The 18,828-nt window shown below is 67.8% G+C and carries 20 protein-coding genes and 2 tRNA genes; 12 read left to right on the top strand and 10 right to left on the bottom strand.

Annotation, left to right across the window (positions count from 1 at the left end):
- Window positions 1–159: 159 nt before the first annotated feature.
- A complete protein-coding gene (locus ACLJPD_RS23635; RefSeq protein ID WP_410874963.1) occupies window positions 160–705 on the bottom strand; it encodes an FKBP-type peptidyl-prolyl cis-trans isomerase in 546 nt (181 codons plus the stop codon).
- A 163-nt stretch (window positions 706–868) separates the two neighbouring features.
- On the opposite strand from ACLJPD_RS23635, the gene ACLJPD_RS23630 reads away from it, so the two are divergent.
- From ACLJPD_RS23630 to ACLJPD_RS23620, 3 genes are all read left to right on the top strand, one after another.
- The gene (locus ACLJPD_RS23630) at window positions 869–3,337 is read left to right on the top strand and encodes a phosphoketolase (RefSeq protein WP_410874962.1); all 2,469 of its coding nucleotides are present in this window, start codon (window positions 869–871) and stop codon (window positions 3,335–3,337) included.
- Between the two features lie 44 nt (window positions 3,338–3,381).
- Window positions 3,382–4,182 (top strand): metallophosphoesterase, encoded by an 801-nt coding sequence (locus ACLJPD_RS23625; protein WP_410874960.1) that lies wholly within the window; start codon window positions 3,382–3,384, stop codon window positions 4,180–4,182.
- Between the two features lie 128 nt (window positions 4,183–4,310).
- Entirely contained in the window at window positions 4,311–4,670 is a 360-nt protein-coding gene (locus tag ACLJPD_RS23620) for a hypothetical protein (protein WP_410874958.1), read from the top strand.
- Here ACLJPD_RS23620 and fabG read toward each other — a convergent pair.
- The 3 genes from fabG to ACLJPD_RS23605 all read right to left on the bottom strand — a co-directional run bounded on the left by fabG (window position 4,667) and on the right by ACLJPD_RS23605 (window position 5,679).
- Complete coding sequence (fabG, locus tag ACLJPD_RS23615) at window positions 4,667–5,425, bottom strand: 3-oxoacyl-ACP reductase FabG (RefSeq protein WP_410874957.1); 759 nt, start codon at window positions 5,423–5,425, stop codon at window positions 4,667–4,669. The genes ACLJPD_RS23620 and fabG overlap by 4 nt on opposite strands.
- A 64-nt stretch (window positions 5,426–5,489) precedes the next feature.
- Window positions 5,490–5,566 (bottom strand) — tRNA-Pro (locus ACLJPD_RS23610).
- Between the two features lie 42 nt (window positions 5,567–5,608).
- Window positions 5,609–5,679 (bottom strand) — tRNA-Gly (locus tag ACLJPD_RS23605).
- Between the two features lie 682 nt (window positions 5,680–6,361).
- On the opposite strand from ACLJPD_RS23605, the gene ACLJPD_RS23600 reads away from it, so the two are divergent.
- Window positions 6,362–7,315, top strand: coding sequence for a GGDEF domain-containing protein (locus tag ACLJPD_RS23600; protein WP_056821857.1), 954 nt, complete (start codon window positions 6,362–6,364; stop codon window positions 7,313–7,315).
- A 45-nt stretch (window positions 7,316–7,360) separates the two neighbouring features.
- On the opposite strand, the gene ACLJPD_RS23595 is transcribed toward ACLJPD_RS23600, so the two are convergent.
- Window positions 7,361–8,164 (bottom strand): Fpg/Nei family DNA glycosylase, encoded by an 804-nt coding sequence (locus tag ACLJPD_RS23595; protein ID WP_410874956.1) that lies wholly within the window; start codon window positions 8,162–8,164, stop codon window positions 7,361–7,363.
- Between the two features lie 3 nt (window positions 8,165–8,167).
- Window positions 8,168–8,641, bottom strand: coding sequence for a ribose-5-phosphate isomerase (locus ACLJPD_RS23590; RefSeq protein WP_410874955.1), 474 nt, complete (start codon window positions 8,639–8,641; stop codon window positions 8,168–8,170).
- A gap of 36 nt (window positions 8,642–8,677) precedes the next feature.
- Here ACLJPD_RS23590 and ACLJPD_RS23585 point away from each other — a divergent pair, with 36 nt between their 5' ends.
- Window positions 8,678–9,880, top strand: a complete 1,203-nt coding sequence (locus ACLJPD_RS23585; protein ID WP_410874953.1) for a M48 family metalloprotease — start codon at window positions 8,678–8,680, stop codon at window positions 9,878–9,880.
- A 6-nt stretch (window positions 9,881–9,886) separates the two neighbouring features.
- Here the strand turns inward: ACLJPD_RS23585 and ACLJPD_RS23580 are convergent, their stop codons facing one another.
- On the bottom strand, window positions 9,887–10,531 hold the full coding sequence (locus tag ACLJPD_RS23580; RefSeq protein ID WP_410874952.1) for a DsbA family protein: 645 nt from the start codon (window positions 10,529–10,531) through the stop codon (window positions 9,887–9,889).
- 153 nt (window positions 10,532–10,684) lie between these two features.
- On the opposite strand from ACLJPD_RS23580, the gene ACLJPD_RS23575 reads away from it, so the two are divergent.
- The 5 genes from ACLJPD_RS23575 to ACLJPD_RS23555 all read left to right on the top strand — a co-directional run bounded on the left by ACLJPD_RS23575 (window position 10,685) and on the right by ACLJPD_RS23555 (window position 14,589).
- Window positions 10,685–11,905, top strand: coding sequence for an NAD(P)/FAD-dependent oxidoreductase (locus ACLJPD_RS23575; protein ID WP_410874951.1), 1,221 nt, complete (start codon window positions 10,685–10,687; stop codon window positions 11,903–11,905).
- A gap of 94 nt (window positions 11,906–11,999) precedes the next feature.
- A complete protein-coding gene (locus ACLJPD_RS23570; RefSeq protein ID WP_410874950.1) occupies window positions 12,000–12,398 on the top strand; it encodes a YciI family protein in 399 nt (132 codons plus the stop codon).
- A complete protein-coding gene (locus ACLJPD_RS23565; protein WP_410874949.1) occupies window positions 12,395–13,612 on the top strand; it encodes an RNA polymerase sigma factor in 1,218 nt (405 codons plus the stop codon). The genes ACLJPD_RS23570 and ACLJPD_RS23565 overlap by 4 nt, the downstream gene beginning before the upstream one ends.
- Window positions 13,613–13,663: 51 nt before the next feature.
- Window positions 13,664–14,137 (top strand): NUDIX domain-containing protein, encoded by a 474-nt coding sequence (locus ACLJPD_RS23560; protein ID WP_410874947.1) that lies wholly within the window; start codon window positions 13,664–13,666, stop codon window positions 14,135–14,137.
- Between the two features lie 20 nt (window positions 14,138–14,157).
- On the top strand, window positions 14,158–14,589 hold the full coding sequence (locus ACLJPD_RS23555) for a nitroreductase/quinone reductase family protein (protein WP_410874945.1): 432 nt from the start codon (window positions 14,158–14,160) through the stop codon (window positions 14,587–14,589).
- Window positions 14,590–14,636: 47 nt separating this feature from the next.
- On the opposite strand, the gene ACLJPD_RS23550 is transcribed toward ACLJPD_RS23555, so the two are convergent.
- On the bottom strand, window positions 14,637–15,584 hold the full coding sequence (locus ACLJPD_RS23550) for an AraC family transcriptional regulator (RefSeq protein WP_410874943.1): 948 nt from the start codon (window positions 15,582–15,584) through the stop codon (window positions 14,637–14,639).
- A gap of 123 nt (window positions 15,585–15,707) precedes the next feature.
- Between ACLJPD_RS23550 and ACLJPD_RS23545 the strand changes: the two genes are divergently transcribed.
- Entirely contained in the window at window positions 15,708–16,442 is a 735-nt protein-coding gene (locus ACLJPD_RS23545) for an NAD(P)H oxidoreductase (RefSeq protein WP_410874942.1), read from the top strand.
- Window positions 16,443–16,545: 103 nt separating this feature from the next.
- On the opposite strand, the gene ACLJPD_RS23540 is transcribed toward ACLJPD_RS23545, so the two are convergent.
- A complete protein-coding gene (locus tag ACLJPD_RS23540; RefSeq protein ID WP_410874940.1) occupies window positions 16,546–17,367 on the bottom strand; it encodes an NAD(P)-dependent oxidoreductase in 822 nt (273 codons plus the stop codon).
- A 121-nt stretch (window positions 17,368–17,488) separates the two neighbouring features.
- Between ACLJPD_RS23540 and ACLJPD_RS23535 the strand changes: the two genes are divergently transcribed.
- Entirely contained in the window at window positions 17,489–17,845 is a 357-nt protein-coding gene (locus ACLJPD_RS23535) for a winged helix-turn-helix transcriptional regulator (RefSeq protein WP_410874939.1), read from the top strand.
- An 8-nt stretch (window positions 17,846–17,853) separates the two neighbouring features.
- On the opposite strand, the gene ACLJPD_RS23530 is transcribed toward ACLJPD_RS23535, so the two are convergent.
- Window positions 17,854–18,690, bottom strand: coding sequence for a phosphoribosylaminoimidazolesuccinocarboxamide synthase (locus tag ACLJPD_RS23530; protein WP_410874938.1), 837 nt, complete (start codon window positions 18,688–18,690; stop codon window positions 17,854–17,856).
- Window positions 18,691–18,828 lie beyond the last annotated feature (138 nt).

The following is an 18,828-nucleotide window of genomic DNA, read 5'->3' as shown; positions in this document are numbered from 1 at the left end:
ACATACTCCTTGGTTCGTAGTTCATGGTGGTGTCCCCACAGGGGGGCGACGCGCCATCGTCAGGCACGGCTAAGCCAGGTGCGGCGCATAAAGCGCATCCCGACCAGGGTAGTTGACCGCCTCCGCGGTCGCGCAATCGGCGGTTGTTTGCGGGTGGCGCTAGCGGCCGACCTGCACGGCATCGGTGACGAAGACCAGCGTCTCGTTCGGCGCGACACCGTTGCCGCCTTCGCCGTAGCCCAGGTTCGGCGGCACGATCAGCAGCCTGCGCGTGCCCTGCTGCACGCCGATCAGGCCCTCGTCCCAGCCCTGGATGACCTGGCCGGTGCCCAGGGTCAGCCCGAACGGCTTGCCCCGCTGGAAGGAACTGTCGAGCACCTGCTTGTCCGACCAGGTGACCAGCTCGTAGTTCATGGTCAGCGGCTGTCCGGCCACGGCACCGGGGCCGCTACCGACCACCAGGTCCTTGACGATCAACGTCTTGGGCGGCTCACAGGTGTCGGGGATGGTGATCTTGGGCGTCTCGCCGAAACCGCCGCTGACCTTCACCTCGTCGGCGGTGCATTCGAGGCCCGTGCTCGCGGTGTTCCCGGCCGCGCTCGTGCTCGGCGCACCGGTCGAATCCGTGTCGGAGCCGCAGGCCGCTGTGGTGATCGCGGCGGCCGCGACGAGTCCGATTCCGATGAACCTGGCGAGAGAATGCATGGCCCGCACAGTAATCGACCGTCGTTGCGGCGCCGGATACCGGCACGACGGTAGGCTCGGCACTGCGTTTTCCACCGGTGTCGCCGGTCCTCGATCGGCACCCGTGCAGGCCCCGCGGCGCGGACGGCGCCGCGAACTCCGGCGAGTACGAGGAGAGTCCGCGATGACCGGGAACACCATCGGCGACACCGCCGCGGACAACGTGGGCGACGGCGGAGGCGACACGATCGCCCCGAAGCCCTACGTTCTCACCGACGCGCCCGGCCCGCTCTCGCGCGCCGAACTCGTCGCGGTCGACAGGTGGTGGCGGGCGTCGAACTATCTCGCGGTCGGCCAGATCTACCTGATGCGCAATCCGCTGCTGCGCACCCCGCTGGTCGCCGAGGACATCAAACCGCGACTGCTCGGCCACTTCGGCACCGTGCCCGGCCTGAATCTGGTGTGGGCCCATGCCAATCGGGTGATCCGGGAGCGCGGGCTGAACGCGGTCTACGTCGCGGGCCCCGGCCACGGCGGACCTGGTCCCAACGCCTGTGCCTGGCTCGAGAACGCCTACGCCGAACTCGAGCCCGATATCCCGCGCGACGGCGACGGCATGCGCCGATTCTTCCACCGGTTCTCCTTCCCCGGCGGCGTGCCGAGTCACTGCGCGCCGGAGACACCGGGGTCGTTCCACGAGGGCGGTGAACTCGGCTACAGCCTGCTGCACGCGTACGGCGCCGCCCTGGACAACCCCGATCTCGTCGTGTTCTGCGTGGTCGGCGACGGCGAGGCCGAGACCGGACCGCTGGCTGGCAGTTGGCACGCGAACAAGTTCCTCAACGCGGGTCGTGACGGCGCGGTGGTGCCGATCCTCGCGCTCAACGAGTACAAGATCGCCAATCCCACGATCCTCGCCCGCATCCCCGAGGCGGAGCTGGTCGAACTGCTGCGCGGCTACGGCTACGAGCCGCTGATCGTCTCCGGCAACGACCCGGCTCCGGTGCACCAGGCGATGGCCGCCGCGATGAACACCTGCATGGACCGGATCGCGCAGTTCCAGCGGGCCGCCCGCGAAGACGGTGACACGCAACGTCCACGCTGGCCGATGATCGTGCTGCACACCCCGAAGGGGTGGACCTGTCCCCCGGTGGTCGACGGCCAACAGGTCGAGGGCACGTTCCGCGCGCATCAGGTCCCACTGCCCAGCGCGCGCACCGACCCCGAGCACCGGCGGGTGCTCGAGCTGTGGCTGCGGTCGTATCGGCCGGAGGAACTGTTCGAACAGGACGGCTCGCCGGTGCCCGCCCTGCTGGAGCAGGTTCCCGCGCATCCGATGAGCCTGAATCCGGTGGCCAACGGCGGCTTGCTGATTCGCGATCTCGATCTGCCCGACTGGCGTGACTACTGCGTGGACGTCGCGGCACCGGGCGCGAGCGAACACGAGGCGACCAGGGTGCTCGGCGGCTGGCTGCGCGATGTCACCGCGCGCAATCCGCACAACTTCCTCACCTTCGCCCCCGACGAACTGGCCAGCAACCGGTTGCAGGACATTCTCGACGTGACCGGACGCAACTGGCAGGAGGAAGTCGGGCCATGGGATGTCGATCTGTCCCCGGTCGGTCGCGCGGTCGAGGTGCTGTCCGAGCACATGTGCGAAGGCCTGCTGGAGGGCTATCTGCTGACCGGCCGCCACGGCGTGTTCACCTGCTACGAGGCGTTCATCCACATCGTCGACGCCATGTTCAACCAGCACGCCAAGTGGCTCGATGCCAGCCTGCAGGTGCCGTGGCGGCGCAAGATCCCGAGCCTGAACTACCTGCTCACCTCGCATGTGTGGCGCCAGGACCACAACGGTTTCACCCATCAGGACCCCGGTTTCCTCGATGTGGTGGCGAACAAGAGCCCCGACATCGTGCGCGTGTATCTGCCGCCCGACGCCAATACCCTGCTCTCGACCTACGACCACTGCCTGCGGTCGCTGCACTACGCGAACGTGGTGGTGGCGGGCAAACAGCCGGGGCCGGACTGGCTTTCGGCCGAGGAGGCGGGATCGCACTGCACTCGCGGACTCGGGATCTGGGATTGGGCCTGTCACAACGACGATCTCGGCACGACACCGGATGTGGTGTTGGGATGCGCGGGCGATGTGCCGACCCTGGAAACCCTCGCCGCGGTGGCTATTCTGCGAGATCGCCTGCCGGACTTACGGATTCGGTTCGTCAACGTCGTGGACCTGATGCGTATGCTGCCGGCGGACGAACACCCGCACGGCCTGCCCGATGCCGAGTTCGACGCCCTGTTCACCACCGATCGCCCGGTGATCTTCGCCTTCCACGGCTACCCGTGGCTGGTGCACCGGCTCACCTATCGCCGCACCAATCACGCCAACCTGCATGTGCGCGGCTACAAGGAGAAGGGCACCACCACCACGCCCTTCGACATGGTGATGCTCAACGATCTCGACCGCTTCCACCTGGTGCTCGACGTGATCGACCGCGTGCCCGGCCTGCGCGAGCGGGCGGCGGGTCTGCGCCAGGAGATCGTCGACGCCCGGTTGATCGCGCGTCGATGGACCCGCGAGCAGGGCGCCGACATCCCGGTCGTGGCGAATTGGACCTGGCCCGACTCGGCGATCCCGACCGCGGAGTAACGCGGTTGCCACGCGGGCCCGCCGTGGCCGACGATGGACGGGAGATGACCGAACCCCGCCGCACCGACCTGCTCCCCCGCGACCGCCGCGACCTGACCGGACCGTTCGACGTGATCGGTGACGTCCACGGCTGCCGCAGCGAACTGGAGACCCTGCTCGGCGCGCTCGGCTACGAGATCGACCGCGACGACCGCGGCCGCCCGATCGGTGCCCGCCACCCCGACGACCGCATCGTGGTCTTCGTCGGCGACCTCGTCGATCGTGGCCCGGACACTCCCGGTGTGCTGCGCCTGGCGATGGGGATGGTGGCAGCCAAGACCGCACTGTCGGTCACCGGCAACCACGATCACAAACTGATGCGCGCCCTCGACGGCCGCAACGTCCGAATCGCGCACGGCCTCGAACAGTCGCTGGCCCAACTGGCCGACGAAGATCTCGCATTCCGCACCGCCGCACACGCTTTCCTGCGCGACCTGCCCGCCCACTATCTGTTGGACCGCGGCAGGCTCGTCGTAGCCCACGCGGGTCTGCCCGCGAGCCTGCACGGCAGCACCTCCGGCCGAGCCCGCTCCTTCGCCCTCTACGGCGCCCCCACCGGGGAACTCGACGAGCACGGCTACCCCATCCGCTACGACTGGGCCAAGGACTACCGGGGCACCGCCACCGTCCTCTACGGCCACACCCCGGTGCCGACCCTCACCTGGGTCAACAACACCCTCTGTCTCGACACCGGTGCGGTCTTCGGCGGCACCCTCTCCGCCCTGCGCTATCCGGAGCTGACCACGATTTCCGTGCCCGCCGAACAGGTGTGGTGCGAACGTGCGGGGATCACCCCGATCGGTTAGCCACTTATCGGCCTTGCTGTGTTCCGGCAAGGTCGACAACGCCCGCTCGTCGAGGGTTGACCCCGTGTGGACCGCGATGGGCCTAGCATCAGCACCGGACGACCCGACTCATCGACGAGGAGAGGTTCATGCGCCGCATCTTGTTCGCACTGTCCGTATTCGCTCCGCTCATGGTCACCGGTGTCGCGAGCGCCGATCCCGCGCCGCCGGGAACGGGAACATTGACAGCATGGGCCTTCACCGGCCGAGAACCGGTCCCGGTCAATCGGGCCGATATCGCGGTCACACCGTGTGCTGCGAACCAGGTGGTCGCCACCCTGGTGAGCGGGGCCGACGGGCGGGCGAGCGTTGCGCTGCCGGCGGGTTGCTACGAAGTGCGGGTCGTGACGGTGCCCGGCGGCTGCGGGCTGGCCGTCACCGAACCTGTTCGAGTCACCCTGACCGCGGGCACCGAGTCGCGCGCGGACTTCCGCTTCGGCTGCGCTTAATCCTTCGGACCGCCCGCCACATAGATGACCTGACCCGACACGAACCCGGCGCCTTCGCTGGCGAAGAACGAGGCCGTGTTGGCGATGTCTTCGGGCGTACCGACCCGGTTGACCGGGATCTGCGCCGCGGCAGCCGCTTTGAACGCCTCGAAGTCGGCGCCGACGCGGGCAGCCGTGGCGGCGGTCATGTCGGTTTCGATGAAGCCGGGCGCGATCGCGTTGGCCGTGACGCCGAATTTGCCGAGTTCGAAGGCCAGGGTCTTGGTGAAGCCCTGCATGCCTGCCTTGGCGGCGGCGTAGTTGGCCTGGCCGCGGTTGCCGAGTGCCGAGGTGCTCGACAGGTTGACGATGCGCCCGTACTTCGCCTCGACCATGTACTTCTGCACGGCGCGCGACATCAGGAAGGCGCCGCGCAGGTGCACGTTCATGACCGTGTCCCAATCATCGACCGACATCTTGAACAGCAGGTTGTCGCGCAGCACGCCCGCGTTGTTCACCAGGATCGTCGGCGCGCCGAGTTCGGTGGCGATCCGCTCCACCGCGGCCGCGACCGCCGCTTCATCGGAAACATCGGCACCAACGGCCAGCGCGGTGCCACCGGCGGCCTCGATGGCGGCGACGGTGCCCGCGCAGGCGGCTTCGTCGAGGTCGAGCACGGCGACAGCATTACCGTCGGCAGCGAGTTTGGTGGCGACAGCGGCGCCGATCCCACGTGCGGCACCGGTGACGATCGCGACCCTGGAGTCAGTAGACATAGGCGCCACCCTATCGCGCCACAGAATCGAAAAAAGCCCCTGGTCCGGGGCTGGATTCGAGTGATGGTCGGGGTGACAGGATTTGAACCTGCGACCCTCCGCTCCCAAAGCGGATGCGCTACCAAGCTGCGCTACACCCCGATACCTCATCGGCGAGAGCACCGTCGAGGCAATACATGTTTGAGCGGGTGACGGGAATCGAACCCGCACCATCAGCTTGGAAGGCTGAGGTTCTACCATTGAACTACACCCGCAGGCATACGACATCGATGGGATCGCCACGATGTCGTGTGCGCCACGACTGTACCGAACCCCGCGCGAAAAATGCCAATCCGGCCCCGGCCTGCCCGGATGCGCGCGCGTGGACAGCCGGGATACCCACTCCCTCCGCGATAAACCGTCGTCGTGCCCGATTAGGGCCTAATGGCCCTAGCAACGACACACCCTCCCGGCGACGATGGTTTGTGCGCTCACGGGGACCGGCGCCTGCTCCACCGGGGGATTAAATAGGAGAATTTTCCTTAAAAACCCGGCACGTGGGCGGCGAGTAGGCCACCATGAGAGTGCGCGTGACGACTACTGCCACATCGTCACGACTCGCACCCCGTGCAGGAGGGACCCATGGCGAAGCAACGTCCACCGCCCAGCGGAGGGCTCCACGCTGCACGTTTGCGGCTCTCGAAAATATTTTCGGGAAATGTGTAACGCCGGGGACTCTGCAGCGATGTCATAGCCGATCGCCATTCGCGAGAGACGCGAGAACGCGTTATAGAACGTGACTTTTCGGTCTCGGGTGGCTTGCTAGGATCCTTTTTGCCGGACGGGGGTATCTGGAAAGGGGGCGGTGAGCGTGTACCGAACTCGGTGGACCCAACCGCGTAGCAGTGCGAATGATCGAGGTGGCAAGTCCGTCGCCACTCTCCGCCGGTGATCTCGATGACACACATCGAGCCACCGGTAGCCGCGATGGCCCGCGCCTGGGCCCGCGCGGTCTGCGCCGAACCGGGATCCTCCACGGCGCCGCACCAGTTGGAGCCGGTGCTCGTCGACATCGTCGAGCGGCTGCTGCACCTGGCACGGACCGAACCGTTCCCGGTACCACAGGCGCGCAAGCTCGGCGCACGGTTGGCCGAGGCTCCCTTCGAACGCACCAGGATGCTGGCCCATGCCAGTCGCTGGCTGCTCGGTTTCCCCTCGGGGGTTCCGGGATCGCTGGTGGCGACCCGCTGGCCGCTGGTGGCCAGCCAGGCCATCGACAGCTACGCACAGGCACTGCAGGAACGCGCCCTGGCGCAACAGGAACAGAACATCTCGGCGAAAGTGTCACTGCGCGTACAGGAGATCGCCGCGCTGCAGCACCGCTTGCGCCACGAGGCGACTCACGACGCACTCACCGATCTCGCGAACCGCACGCTGCTGCAGGAACGGGTCCGTGCGTTCGCCGCCGACCCGAGCCGCGGCGTCGGCGTGCTGGTGGTTGACCTGGATCGCTTCAAACAGATCAACGACGGCTACGGACACGCGATCGGCGACGAGGTACTGGTCGAACTGGCCAACCGGCTGCGTGAGGTGTGCCCGCCCGACACCGTGATCTGCCGATACGGCGGCGACGAGTTCGTGGTGGCGGCCAACCCGCGCCGCGACACCCTCGGCGAGCTGGCGCACCGAGTGGTCGCGGCACTGCGCGACCCGGTGTGGTCGAGCGCGGGTCCCGTACCGGTCTCGGCCAGCGTGGGCACCGCTTTCTGCCCACCGGGAAAAACGTGCGATTTCACCGATCTGCTACGCCGCGCCGACCGCGCGATGTACTCGGCGAAATCGGCGGGCGGGCGGCGTTTCGCGCTCGCTGAATCTGGCGACCCCGAACTGGGAACGGCGGTCGCCGGCTGAGTCGGATCGCGAAGCCTGCACTTCGCGTTCCGGCTCAGCCGACTTCTACCCGGGCTGACAGGTGGCGCACCAGAAGAGGTTTCGGCCTTCCATGACCTTGTGCGCGACGGGGGTCGCGCAGACTCGGCAGGGTTCACCCTGACGGCGGTAAACGTAGGTGCGGGGGCGGTCTTTGCTGTAGGACGGTGCGCCGGTGTCGTGTTCGGGGCGGACTACGTGCATGCGGCCGGTGGTGACGCCGATCGGCATGAGGTCGACCAGATCGGCCCAGAGGGTGTCCCATTCGGCGGGAGTGATCGAGGTGCCGGGGCGGAAGGGTGAGATGCCGTGGCGGAACAGGACTTCCGCGCGGTAGACGTTGCCGACACCGGCGATCAGGGACTGGTCCATCAGCAGTGCGCCGATTGCCCTGCGGGAGCGGCGGATTCGCGCGCCCGCGTGTTCGTGGTCGGCATCGGCACGTAGTGGGTCGGCGCCGAGACGCGCGGTGAGCGCGTCCACTTCGGGTGGCAGCAGCACCTCACACGCGGTGGGTCCGCGCAGGTCGGTGCCGAAGTCCGTCGCGGCACCGAGCATTCGCATCCGCACCTGCCCGACCGGCGCCGCCATCGGCAACTCGACCTCGCTGAAGATGCCGTACAACCCGAGATGCACGTGCACCGTCAGCCCGGACGCGTAGTGGTGCAACAGATGTTTCCCGTAGGCCTCGGCCCGCTCCAGCACCTGCCCGTCCACGAGCGCGGCACCCTCGGCGAACCGCCCCTGCGGACTCGAAACCCGCACCACCCCACCGGAGAACCGCCGCTGATGCAGGTCGGCGATCCGGTGGAGGGTATGCCCTTCCGGCACTGCTCAGTAGGCAGGGACGGCGGGGGCTTCGCCGGACTTCTCGTAGTCGGCCAGGATGTCGATGCGGCGCTGGTGGCGCGCCTCGTCCGACCAGGCCTGCGCGAGGAACGCGTCGACGATGGCCAGCGCTTCCTCGGTGGAGTGCATGCGGCCGCCGATGCCGATCAGCTGGGCGTTGTTGTGTTCGCGGGCCAGCTTGGCGGTTTCGACGCTCCAGGCCAGCGCGCAGCGGGCGCCGGGAACCTTGTTGGCGGCGATCTGCTCGCCGTTGCCGCTGCCACCGAAGACCAGGCCGAGCGAGCCCGGGTCGGCGACGGTGCGACGTGCCGCCTCGATGCAGAAGGCGGGGTAGTCGTCGAGAGCGTCGTATTCGAGGGCGCCGCAATCGACGACCTCGTGTCCGGCCTCCTGCAGATGAGCCTTGACGTGATTCTTCAGTTCGAAACCGGCATGGTCGGCACCCAGGTAAACGCGCATGGCTGCGATTGTCGCAGGCCCGCTTAGAGTCGTTTCATGCACCCGCACGAACCGCATTTCCCGCATTCGGCAGGTTCCCCGCCGGAGCACACCGACTCCCCGCCGTCGCTGCACAAAGACACCGCGCCGCCGTCACCGTGGGCCCAGTCCGATCCGCGGACCGGTGGTTTCCCCGCACCCGACAGTGCACCGCGGGCCCCGTTCCCCGGCCCGACGGGCCCGTATCCGCCTGTCGCGCCGGGCCATTACGCCCCCGGTCACTTTCCGCCGGGTGGTCCGCCCGCACCGCCGTCGCACCGCCCGCGCGGCTTGATGCCGTGGGATCGCCCCGCCCGGCATCCGTGGGAGATCCCGCTGTTGATCGTGGTCATCATGATCACCGCGGTCGCGTATCTGCTGGCGCTGGTGCTCATGACGGTGGAGTTGTTCGCCGATCCGGTCGTCGACGAGAACGGCGTGGAACAGACCAGTTCGATCGTCACCAGTCCGTATGTGCTGCTGCTGTTGTTCGCGCCGGTGCTGCTGTGGGCCGGTCGTGGTCTGAACCTCGCGACCCAGCGCGTGAACGGCGTGAAGATGTCGCCCACCCAGTTCCCCGACGGGTACCGGTTGGTGCAGGAGGCGGCGGCGCGATTCGGGATGCACAAGGCGCCGGACGCGTACGTGATCCTCGGCAACGGCCAGATCAACGCGTTCGCCGCTGGGCACGGGTTCCGACGGTTCGTCGTGGTCTACAGCGATCTGTTCGAAATCGGCGGCGCCGCACGCGAACCCGACGGACTCGCGTTCATCATCGGCCATGAAGTCGGCCATATCGCCGCAGGTCACGTGTCATATTGGCGACAGTTGGGCATGTTCGTCGCGCCGTGGTTGCCGGTGCTCGGGTCCTCGCTGATCCGCGCGCAGGAGTACACCGCCGACAACCACGGCTTCTGCTTCCGCCCGCAGGGCGCGCCCACCGCGATGGCGACGCTGGCCGCGGGCAAGTACCTCAATACCGATGTCGGGGTCGACGAGATGGCCGATCGGGCCGTCGCCGAGAAGGGCGGTTTCGTCTGGCTGGTCAACGCGATGGCCAGTCACCCGGTGCTCACCTGGCGGATGTGGGCACTGCGCGATCGCAGCAAGCCGGGCCCGATGTTCTGGCGTCCGAGCGCACCGCCACCCGGCATGATCCCGCCGCCGGGTGGCTATCCGCTGAATTCGGCGCCGCCCGCGCTGCCACCGAAGCCGGTCTGATCGTCCTCAGTCGAAGGCCGGGTCCTCGGTGCGGGTGCGCTTGAGCTCGAAGAAGTGCGGGTACGAGGCCAGCGCGACCACTCCGTCCCACACCCGGCCCGCGTCCTCGCCGCGCGGAATGCGCGAGAGCACCGGCCCGAAGAACGCGGAACCGTTCACGTGGATCGTCGGCGTGCCGACATCGGGGCCGACCTTGTCCATCCCCGCGTGGTGGCTGGCCCGCAGCGCCTCGTCGTAGTCGGTGCTGGTGGCGGCCTGCGCGAGATCGGCGGACAGGTTCAGCTCGGCGAGCGAGTCGGCGATCACCGCGTCGAAGGTTTCCCGCAGCGTCTCACGCTCGTACTCGGCCTTGCGGTCGTGGATCCGGGTACCCATCGCGGTGTACAGCGGGAGCAGGATCTCGTCGCCGTACTTCTGACCAGCGGCGATCACGACACGGACCGGTCCCCACGCGTCGACCATCATGTCGGCATAGACCTGCGGCAGGTCGTCTTTGCCCTCGTTGAGCACGGCCAGGCTCATCACGTGGAAGCGCGCCTCGATATCGCGCACCTTCTCGACTTCCAGGATCCACCGCGAGGTGATCCAGCACCACGGGCACAGCGGGTCGAACCAGAAATCGGCGACATCCTTGGTGACCTGCTCGCTCACGATGGGTTCCTCTCGGGTCGGCTGTCGGCGGGGTTGGATCCGCCTCGTCGACTGGTGCAACCGCGGCACCGCCGGAATCGTTCCCGTCGGCGAAAACGCGCACTAGGCTCGGGTTGCGAGGAGTCCGGGTCGTCCGCGAGAAGGAGTCCGTTCATGAGCTCGAATCAGCATTTCGTCGTCATCGGTGGGGGTCTGGGCGGGGCGAAGATCACCGAGGCCCTGCGCGCCAACGACTTCGACGGCCGGGTCACGCTGTTGGCCGCCGAAGAAGAGCTGCCCTACGAGCGCCCACCACTGTCCAAACAGCATCTGGCGGGCACCCAGCAACTGCCCGATTTCACCGTCGACTCGGCCGCCTGGTACCGCGATCACCACGTCGACCTGCGGTTGGGCACCACCGCCACCGCCTTCGATCCGGTCGCCAAGACCGTGACGCTGCCCGACGGCTCCACCATGGACTACGACAAGCTGGCTCTGGCCACCGGTTCGCGAGCCCGCACGCTCGACATTCCCGGCGCCGACGCCCCGAACGTCTACACCCTGCGCACCATCGGCGATTCGAACGCGCTGCTCGAGGTACTGGGCGCGGATCGACGCCTGGTGATCATCGGGGCGGGGTGGATCGGTCTCGAGGTCGCCGCGCAGGCCCGCGCCAAGGGCGTCGAGGTCACGGTGATCGAGTCGGCCGAGCTGCCGCTGATCGGGGTGCTCGGCCCGGAGATGGGCCGGTTCTACGCCGACGTGCATCGCGCGCACGGCGTCGACCTGCGCACGAACACCACCGTCGACACGATCCTCACCGAGCAGGGCGAGGCGACGGCCGTACGGCTCGGCGACGGCACGGTGATCGCGGCGCAGGCGGTGCTGGTCGCGGTGGGCGCGCAGCCCAATATCGAGGCAGCGGCCGCGGCCGGACTCTCGGTCGACGGCGGCGTGCTGGTGGACGCGGCGTTGCGCACCAGCGATCCCGATGTGGTCGCGGTGGGCGATATCGCCGAGCAGCAACACCCGCTGTTGCACCGCCCGATCCGCGTCGAGCACTGGGCAACCGCGCTGAATCAGCCCGCGGTCGCCGCGAAGACGATGTTGGGCAAAGCCGCTGTCTACGACCGGCTTCCGTACTTCTTCAGCGATCAGTACGACATCGGGATGGAGTACTCCGGCTACGTCGGGCGCGGCGACGACGTGCGGGTGGTGGTGCGTGGCGACCTCGGCGAGCGCGAGTTCGTCGCGTTCTGGCTCGACGAGCAGAACAAGGTCCGCGCGGGGATGAACGTCAACGTGTGGGATGTGACCGACCGGATCAAGGAGCTGATCGGCTCGAAAGAGCCCGTCGATCCCGACCGGCTCACGGACATGAACATCCCACTGTGATTCAGTTCACAGCGATGCTTGTGTCGAAGACCGCACGTCGGCGCCGACCAACCGTCGAACGCGCCACAGGGGCGCAGCGAGCAGGAGCTGAACCATGAAATTCATGCTGGTCAAGACCTATGCCCAGGCCGCGTACTGCGACATCCCGCTGCCGGAGTGGGCACCTGAGGACATCGCCGCCCACATCGACTTCCAGCGGGCACTGGGCGAACAGCTCGCCGCAGCGGGTGAACTCGTCGAAGCGCAGGGCCTGGCCGCACCCGATCAGGCGAAGATCGTGTGCTCCGACGGCCGCTCGGCGCCGGTGGTGACGGACGGCCCATTTCCCGAGACCAAGGAGTTCCTCGCCGGGTTCTGGGTGGTCGATGTCGATTCCGTCGAGCGGGCGGTAGAGATCGCCGCACAGGCTTCGGCGGCACCCGGAGCAGGAGGCAAACCGATCGGTGAATACATCGAGGTGCGCCAGATCATGAGCGCGCCCGACGTCGCGTGACCGAAACTCTGCCGCACGTCGAGGACCTGCTGCGTGAACTCGCACCGCAGGTCCTCGGCGTATTGGTCCGCCGCTTCGGCGATTTCGACCTCGCCGAGGATGCGGTGCAGGACGCCTTGCTCGCGGCCTCGACCCAGTGGAATCACGAAGGGCTGCCGGACAATCCGCGCGGCTGGCTGATCCAGGTAGCGCAGCGGCGGATGGCCGACGCGGTGCGCGCCGAGGTGGCGCGACGACGCAGGGAGACAACGGTTTTCGTGCGGGATGTGCCCGTCGAGGCGGTCGGGCGCGACGACACCCTCGACATGTATTTCCTGTGCTGCCATCCCGACCTGCCGCCCGCCGGGGCCGTCGCCCTGACGCTGCGGGCGGTCGGCGGCCTGAGTACCGCCGAGATCGCCGCGGCGTTCCTTGTCCCGGAATCGACGATGGGGCAACGTATCTCACGGGCGAAGAAGCGACTGGCCGAATCGGATCGGCCGTTCGCCGACGGCGCGCACGACAGCACGCGCGTGAGTGCGGTGCTGCAGGTGCTGTACGTGATCTTCACCGAGGGGCACACCAGCACCGCGGGAGCAGGGTTGCGGCGCGGGGATCTGTCGGCCGAGGCGATCCGGCTCACCCGCGCCCTGCGCGCATTACTCCCGGAGAACGCCGAGGTCACCGGCCTACTCGCGCTGATGCTGCTCACCGACGCCCGCCGCGCCGCTCGCTCCGGACCGCACGGCGAACTGGTCCCCCTCACCGAACAGGATCGCTCGCGGTGGGACCGCCCGCAGATCACCGAGGGCCTGCGCCTGCTCACCGCGACCCTGTCGGCCGGATTGACCGGGCAGTACCAGCTGCAAGCCGCCATCGCGGGTCTGCACGCCGAGGCCCGCCGCCCCGAGGACACCGACTGGCAGCGAATCCTGGTGCTCTACACCATGCTCGAACGCCTGACCCCCAACCCGATGATCACCCTCAACCGTGCGGTGGCCACCGCGATGGTGCACGGACCGGCCGCCGGGCTGGCGGTTGCCGACAGCGTCGCCGAACCCCTCTCCCGTTCGCACCGGCTCGCGGCGGTCCGCGGGCACCTCCACGAGATGGCGGGCGAACAGGCTGACGCAGTGCGCGAATACCAGCGCGCCGCGCGGCAGACCGCGAGCGTGCCGGAGCGCGACTACCTCCTGCTGCGCGCCGCCGGGCTGCGTGCGGGTGACGCGCTCTGACGCGGTGCGACCGATCGTCGGTGCGCGATCACGCCTGGCAGACTCAGTGCGATGACGGACGTATTCAGTGCGGGCGTACTGGTCTACCGCCGGGCCGACGCCGGGGTCGAGGTGCTGCTGGGGCATATGGGTGGGCCGCTGTGGGCGAACAAAGATGCCTCGGCCTGGTCGATTCCCAAGGGCGAGTACGAGCCCGAGGAGACGGCGCGCGATGCCGCCCGGCGAGAGTTCACCGAGGAAATCGGATTGCCGGTACCCGATGGTGCCTGGATCGACCTCGGGCAGGTGAGTTATCGCAGCGGGAGCAAACGCAAGTTCCTCACCGTGTGGGCGGTCGAGGGCGATCTCGACCCGGCCGAAATCGTGCCGGGCACCTTCGAGATGGAGTGGCCGCCGCGGTCGGGACGGCGCACGGAGTTTCCCGAGATCGACCGGGTCGGCTGGTTCGACCCCACTACCGCGGCGGAAAAGCTCGGCAAAGGCCAGCGCCCCTTCCTCCCCCGTCTTACCGATCAGCTGCGGTGAAATCGGGGTAGGTTTCCCCTATGCCCAGCGACTTGCAGCTGAAGATCACGAACACAGTCCACCGCACGCTGCTCACACTGACGGGCGGGCGCATCGGCAACTCGATCTTCGGGATGCCGTCCCTGCAACTCACCACCATCGGCCGTAAATCCGGGGAGCCCCGCAAGGTCATGCTGACCGCGCCCATCATCGAGGGCGACACGATCGTGATCGTCGCCTCCCGTGCCGGCGACCCCACCCACCCCGCCTGGTTCCTGAACCTGCGCGAGAACCCGAACGTCGAGGTGTCGTTGCGCAACGGTCCCGAGCGCCCGATGACGGCCCGCGTCGCCACCCCCGACGAACGCGCGAGCCTGTGGCCCCGGGTCACCACGGCCTACAAGGGTTATGCGGGCTACCAGACGAAGACCACCCGCGAGATCCCCTTGGTCCTGCTCACCCCCAGGAGCTGACCCACGCCCCCGAGGGGCATGCGGCGAGCGCCGGACAAGCGCGCTCTCTACACCAGCGCTGCCCGGAACTCGGTGGGACTCGTTCCGCGGAGTCGCTTGAAGGCCGCGCTGAAGCCGAAGGCATCGGAGTAGCCGACGGTGGTCGCCACCTGGGCGACGCTGCGGGCGGGGTCGGCGAGCAGTTCTTCGGCTTCGGCCATTCGCCATTCGGTGAGGTAGGCCAGTGGCGGTTCGCCCATCACCTCACTGAAGCGCCGGGCGAACAGGGCGCGCGAGACCGCCGCCTCGGTGGCCAGGCTCGCCACGGTCCAGCGGTGGAACGGCCGGTCGTGGATGGCGGTGAGCGCGGGGCCAACGATCGGGTCGGCCATCCCCCGGTACCAGGCGGGCGCGCAGTGCTGCTGTTCGGCGAGCCAGGAGCGCAGCGTGCAGACCAGCGCCCAGTCCAGCAGACGGTCCATCAGCGCCTGGGAGCCCGCGCTGAACCGGACCGCGTCGGCGGCGGATTGTTCCAGCCACAAGCACATTTCAGGGTCTTCGTGGACCACCATCACCTGCGGCAGGGCCCGTAAGAGCCGCTCGTGTCGTCGGCCCGCGGCTCGATAGGCACCTACCAGCAGCGAAGTCTCTTCCGGTGAACCCTCTTTCGCCGGGGCATCGATCAGTTCCGGTGCCGCACAGTCGAAGTCGGCGGGACCGAAGCCCTCCGGTACGAAACAGGACAGCTCGTAGCGCGAGTGCGGGTGGTCGAGCGCGGCGGGGGTATCGACCAGGTGGAACGGTTCGCCGGCCTGTACGAGCGCGGTGTCGCCCGCGATCAGACTCGTGCGTGATCCATCATCGAGCACCAGCGTCCCGCCGCCACGCAGCACCGTCACCATGATCAGCGGCGCACGATCGGCGAAGCGAATCGTCCACGGTGGGCGTAACAGGGCATGGGCGACGACCGATCCTTCGGCACGAATGCCGCTCAGCAACGAACTCAACGGGTCCACCAGACCAGCGTAGACGAATTCCTATCGACCAGAGATGATCACCCATAGATCGTCCACGCGATTCACGGTTGACTCAGTACATCGGGCCGAGCAGCCCGCGCCACGATCGAACAGGAGCTCACCGTGACCCAGTCCGCCGCCACCACGACTGCCACCGCCGAACTGACCACCACCGGATCGAGCACCGCCGACCGCTCCGCACCGACCGCGCTCGTGGTTCTCGGACATCATCGCGCCGACTCGCTGTCAGCCCACATCGCGGGCCGGGCCGTCGACCGCCTCACCGCCGCCGGATACACCATCGACTTCCTCGATCTGCAGGCCGAGAACTTCGACCCGCGGATGACCGTGGCCGACCAGCCCGAGTGGGGCAATCGCGACAAGGTCTACTCCCCCACGGCCGAGGCGCACATGCGGCGCATGCTGGCCGCCGACGTCATGGTCGTGGTGTTCCCGGTCTACTGGCAGAGCGTGCCCGCGCTGCTCAAGGGCTGGATCGACGCTGTCTGGAACTACGGCTTCGCCTACGGCCGCAGCAAGCCACGCCTGGCGGGCAAGCGCATCCTGTGGCTCGGATTGGCCGGTGCCACAGCCGATGACGCGATCATCCCCGGCATGCAGCAACTGCTGGAAGCCCAGCTCAACGAGGGTCTGGCCTATTACAGTGGTTTCGCGGACTCCCGCGTCGGCCTGCTTCCCGATGCCGAGGAGCAGCCCCAGAGTCTCGACGCCGAAGGCAATCTCGTGATCGGCGAGGCGATCAGCGGCGACGCGCGGACCACCCACTACGCGGCCTTCGACGCGAAAGCCGAAGCCTTTGTCGACGACTTGCTCGCCGCCGAACTGGTCAACGTCTGAACCGCAAGGCCCCGCTTCCACACCGTCGTCGATCGCGCAGTGACCCTCGCCGGTCACTGCGCGATCGGGCCCGACCGCCGCGCTCGACTATGCGGCGGCCCGGTCACCGGCCGGTGAGGGTGCGGCGCACGACCGCGTAGAGCTCGGTGGGGGTGCCGGATTCGACGGCGGACTTGTCGATCAGGTCGATGGCGGCGGCGGTGAACTCGTCACTCTGAACCTGGACGTAGTCGGCGGGAGTGTCGATGCCGACGGCCTGCTCGGTAAGCGATGTCGATATCGCTTGCAGGAACGGGACCATCAGCGCGGCCAAGTGCGCCGCGGTACCGCCGGTGGTGCGGACCATCGTGGCGCCCTGGTGGAACGCGGCGAACATGGCGTACATCGCGCCGAGGATCGACACGTCGTACATGGCAGCGGCACCGAGATCCTCGCCGACGAATTCAGCCCGGCCGAACAGCTCCAGCACCGACCGGTGGCGGTCGAATGCCGCGCTCACCCCGCTGTAGATCACGAGAGATGCCGGGCCGCCGATCATTTCGGGCGATGCCATGATGCCGCCATCGATCAACTCGACCGCGTTGGCCGCGGCCCATCCGCCCAGCGAGCGCGCCTGCTCAGGCGTAGTGGTGGTCAGGTTGACCACCACGCGACCCCGCACCAGCGCTGCGGCGGGCTCGATGTGTTCGCGCACGGCGGCGTCGTCGAGGACACACAGGATGACCAGATCGGCCGCCGCCATCGCCTCGGCCGAGGTTGCGGCTACCCGCGCACCCTGCGCCCCCAGCGCTTCGGCCCGCGACGCGGTGCGGTTCCACACCGTCACCTGGTGGCCGCCCGCCAGCAGCGCCTTCGCCAGCGCGGTGCCCATCGCTCCGAGGCCGATCACCGAAACATGCTGTGCTGCCGTTGAATTCGTCATCATTGCCTTTGCTTCGAGGTTTGCTGCCCGGTCGGCAACGCACTTCCAGCCTCGCGCGAAGCGCTACAATCGACAAGTACCGACTATTAGGTGCAATACTCACCAAAAAGTAAGTAAGGAGCCCATGAAGCAGCGGGTGCGTCCGTATTCCTGCGAGCTCGACGCCGCGCTCGACGTCGTCGGCGGCAAGTGGAAAGCGCTGATCCTGTGGGCGCTGTCGACCGGCACCCAGCGCTTCGGTGACCTGAAACGCCTGATCCCCGGGGTGACCGAGAAGATGCTGATCCAGCAACTGCGCGAGCTCGAGCACGACGGAATCATCAATCGCGAGGTCTACGCGCAAGTTCCCCCGAAGGTGGAGTACTCACTCACCGAGCGTGGGGTGTCACTCAACGCCGCTCTTGCCGTACTCGGCGCCTGGGGCAGGGAGAACATGAACCACATCTGCGCGGTCAAAGGCGTCGACGCACCCGTGCACTGACCCTTGGATCAAGCCTGGCCTGCAGCCCATTTCTGCCCGGTGATCCGCTCGTAAGCCTCTTCGTACTTGCGGCGGGTACCTTCGACCACATCGGCGGGGATCTCGGGGCCGGGGTATTCCTTGTTCCAGCCGGTCGAGGTCGACCAGTCGCGCACGAACTGCTTGTCGAAGGAGCGCTGGGCGCGGCCCGGCTCCCACTCGTCGGCGGGCCAGAAGCGCGAGGAGTCCGAGGTCAGTACTTCGTCGCCCAAGGTGAGGACGTCTCCGTCCCAACCGAATTCGACCTTGGTATCGGCCACGATCACGCCCGCCTTCGCCGCGTGCTCGGCCCCACGAGAGTAGATCTCGAGCGTGAGGTCGCGCAGCTTCTCGGCCACCTCGCGACCCTCTTGATTCACCACATCGGCGAAGCTGATCGCCTCGTCGTGCCCCTCGGAAGCCTTCGTCGACGGCGTGAAGATCGGCTCGGGCAGCTTGTCGCCGTCGCGCAACCCCGCGGGCAGCGCGATCCCCGACACCGTCCCCGACCGCTCGTACTCCTTGAGTCCGGAGCCGGTCAGATACCCCCGCGCGATGCACTCGACAGACAGCATCTTCAACGGCTTCACCCGAATCCCACGCCCGGCGAACTCAGCGGGCACGTCGGTCGCCGAGACCACGTGATTCGGAATCCCGGTGAAGTACTCGAACCACCAGTTCGACAACTGCGTCAGCAGAGCGCCCTTGTCCGGAATCGGCGTCGGCAGCACCACGTCGTAGACCGAGACCCGGTCCGACGCGACGAGCAGCAGGGTGTCGCCGTCGGAGTAGAGGTCGCGAACTTTCCCGGCGTGCACATGCTTCAACGTCGAGCCTCCGAATCTTCGGTGCGGTACCTGCGGGTTTGCCCGAACTCTACCGCCCCACCCGGAGCCGCGATCAGGCCTCCCCGGTCCACCCGTCGCCGGAAACTCGTGAGCGGGCGCCGACGGCAGGTGGCATTG

Source organism: Nocardia sp. A7 (assembly GCF_046549215.1).
Lineage (GTDB): Bacteria > Actinomycetota > Actinomycetes > Mycobacteriales > Mycobacteriaceae > Nocardia.
The sequence above is the reverse complement of the archived record's forward strand: the minus strand, read 5'-3'. Positions and strand labels throughout refer to the sequence as shown.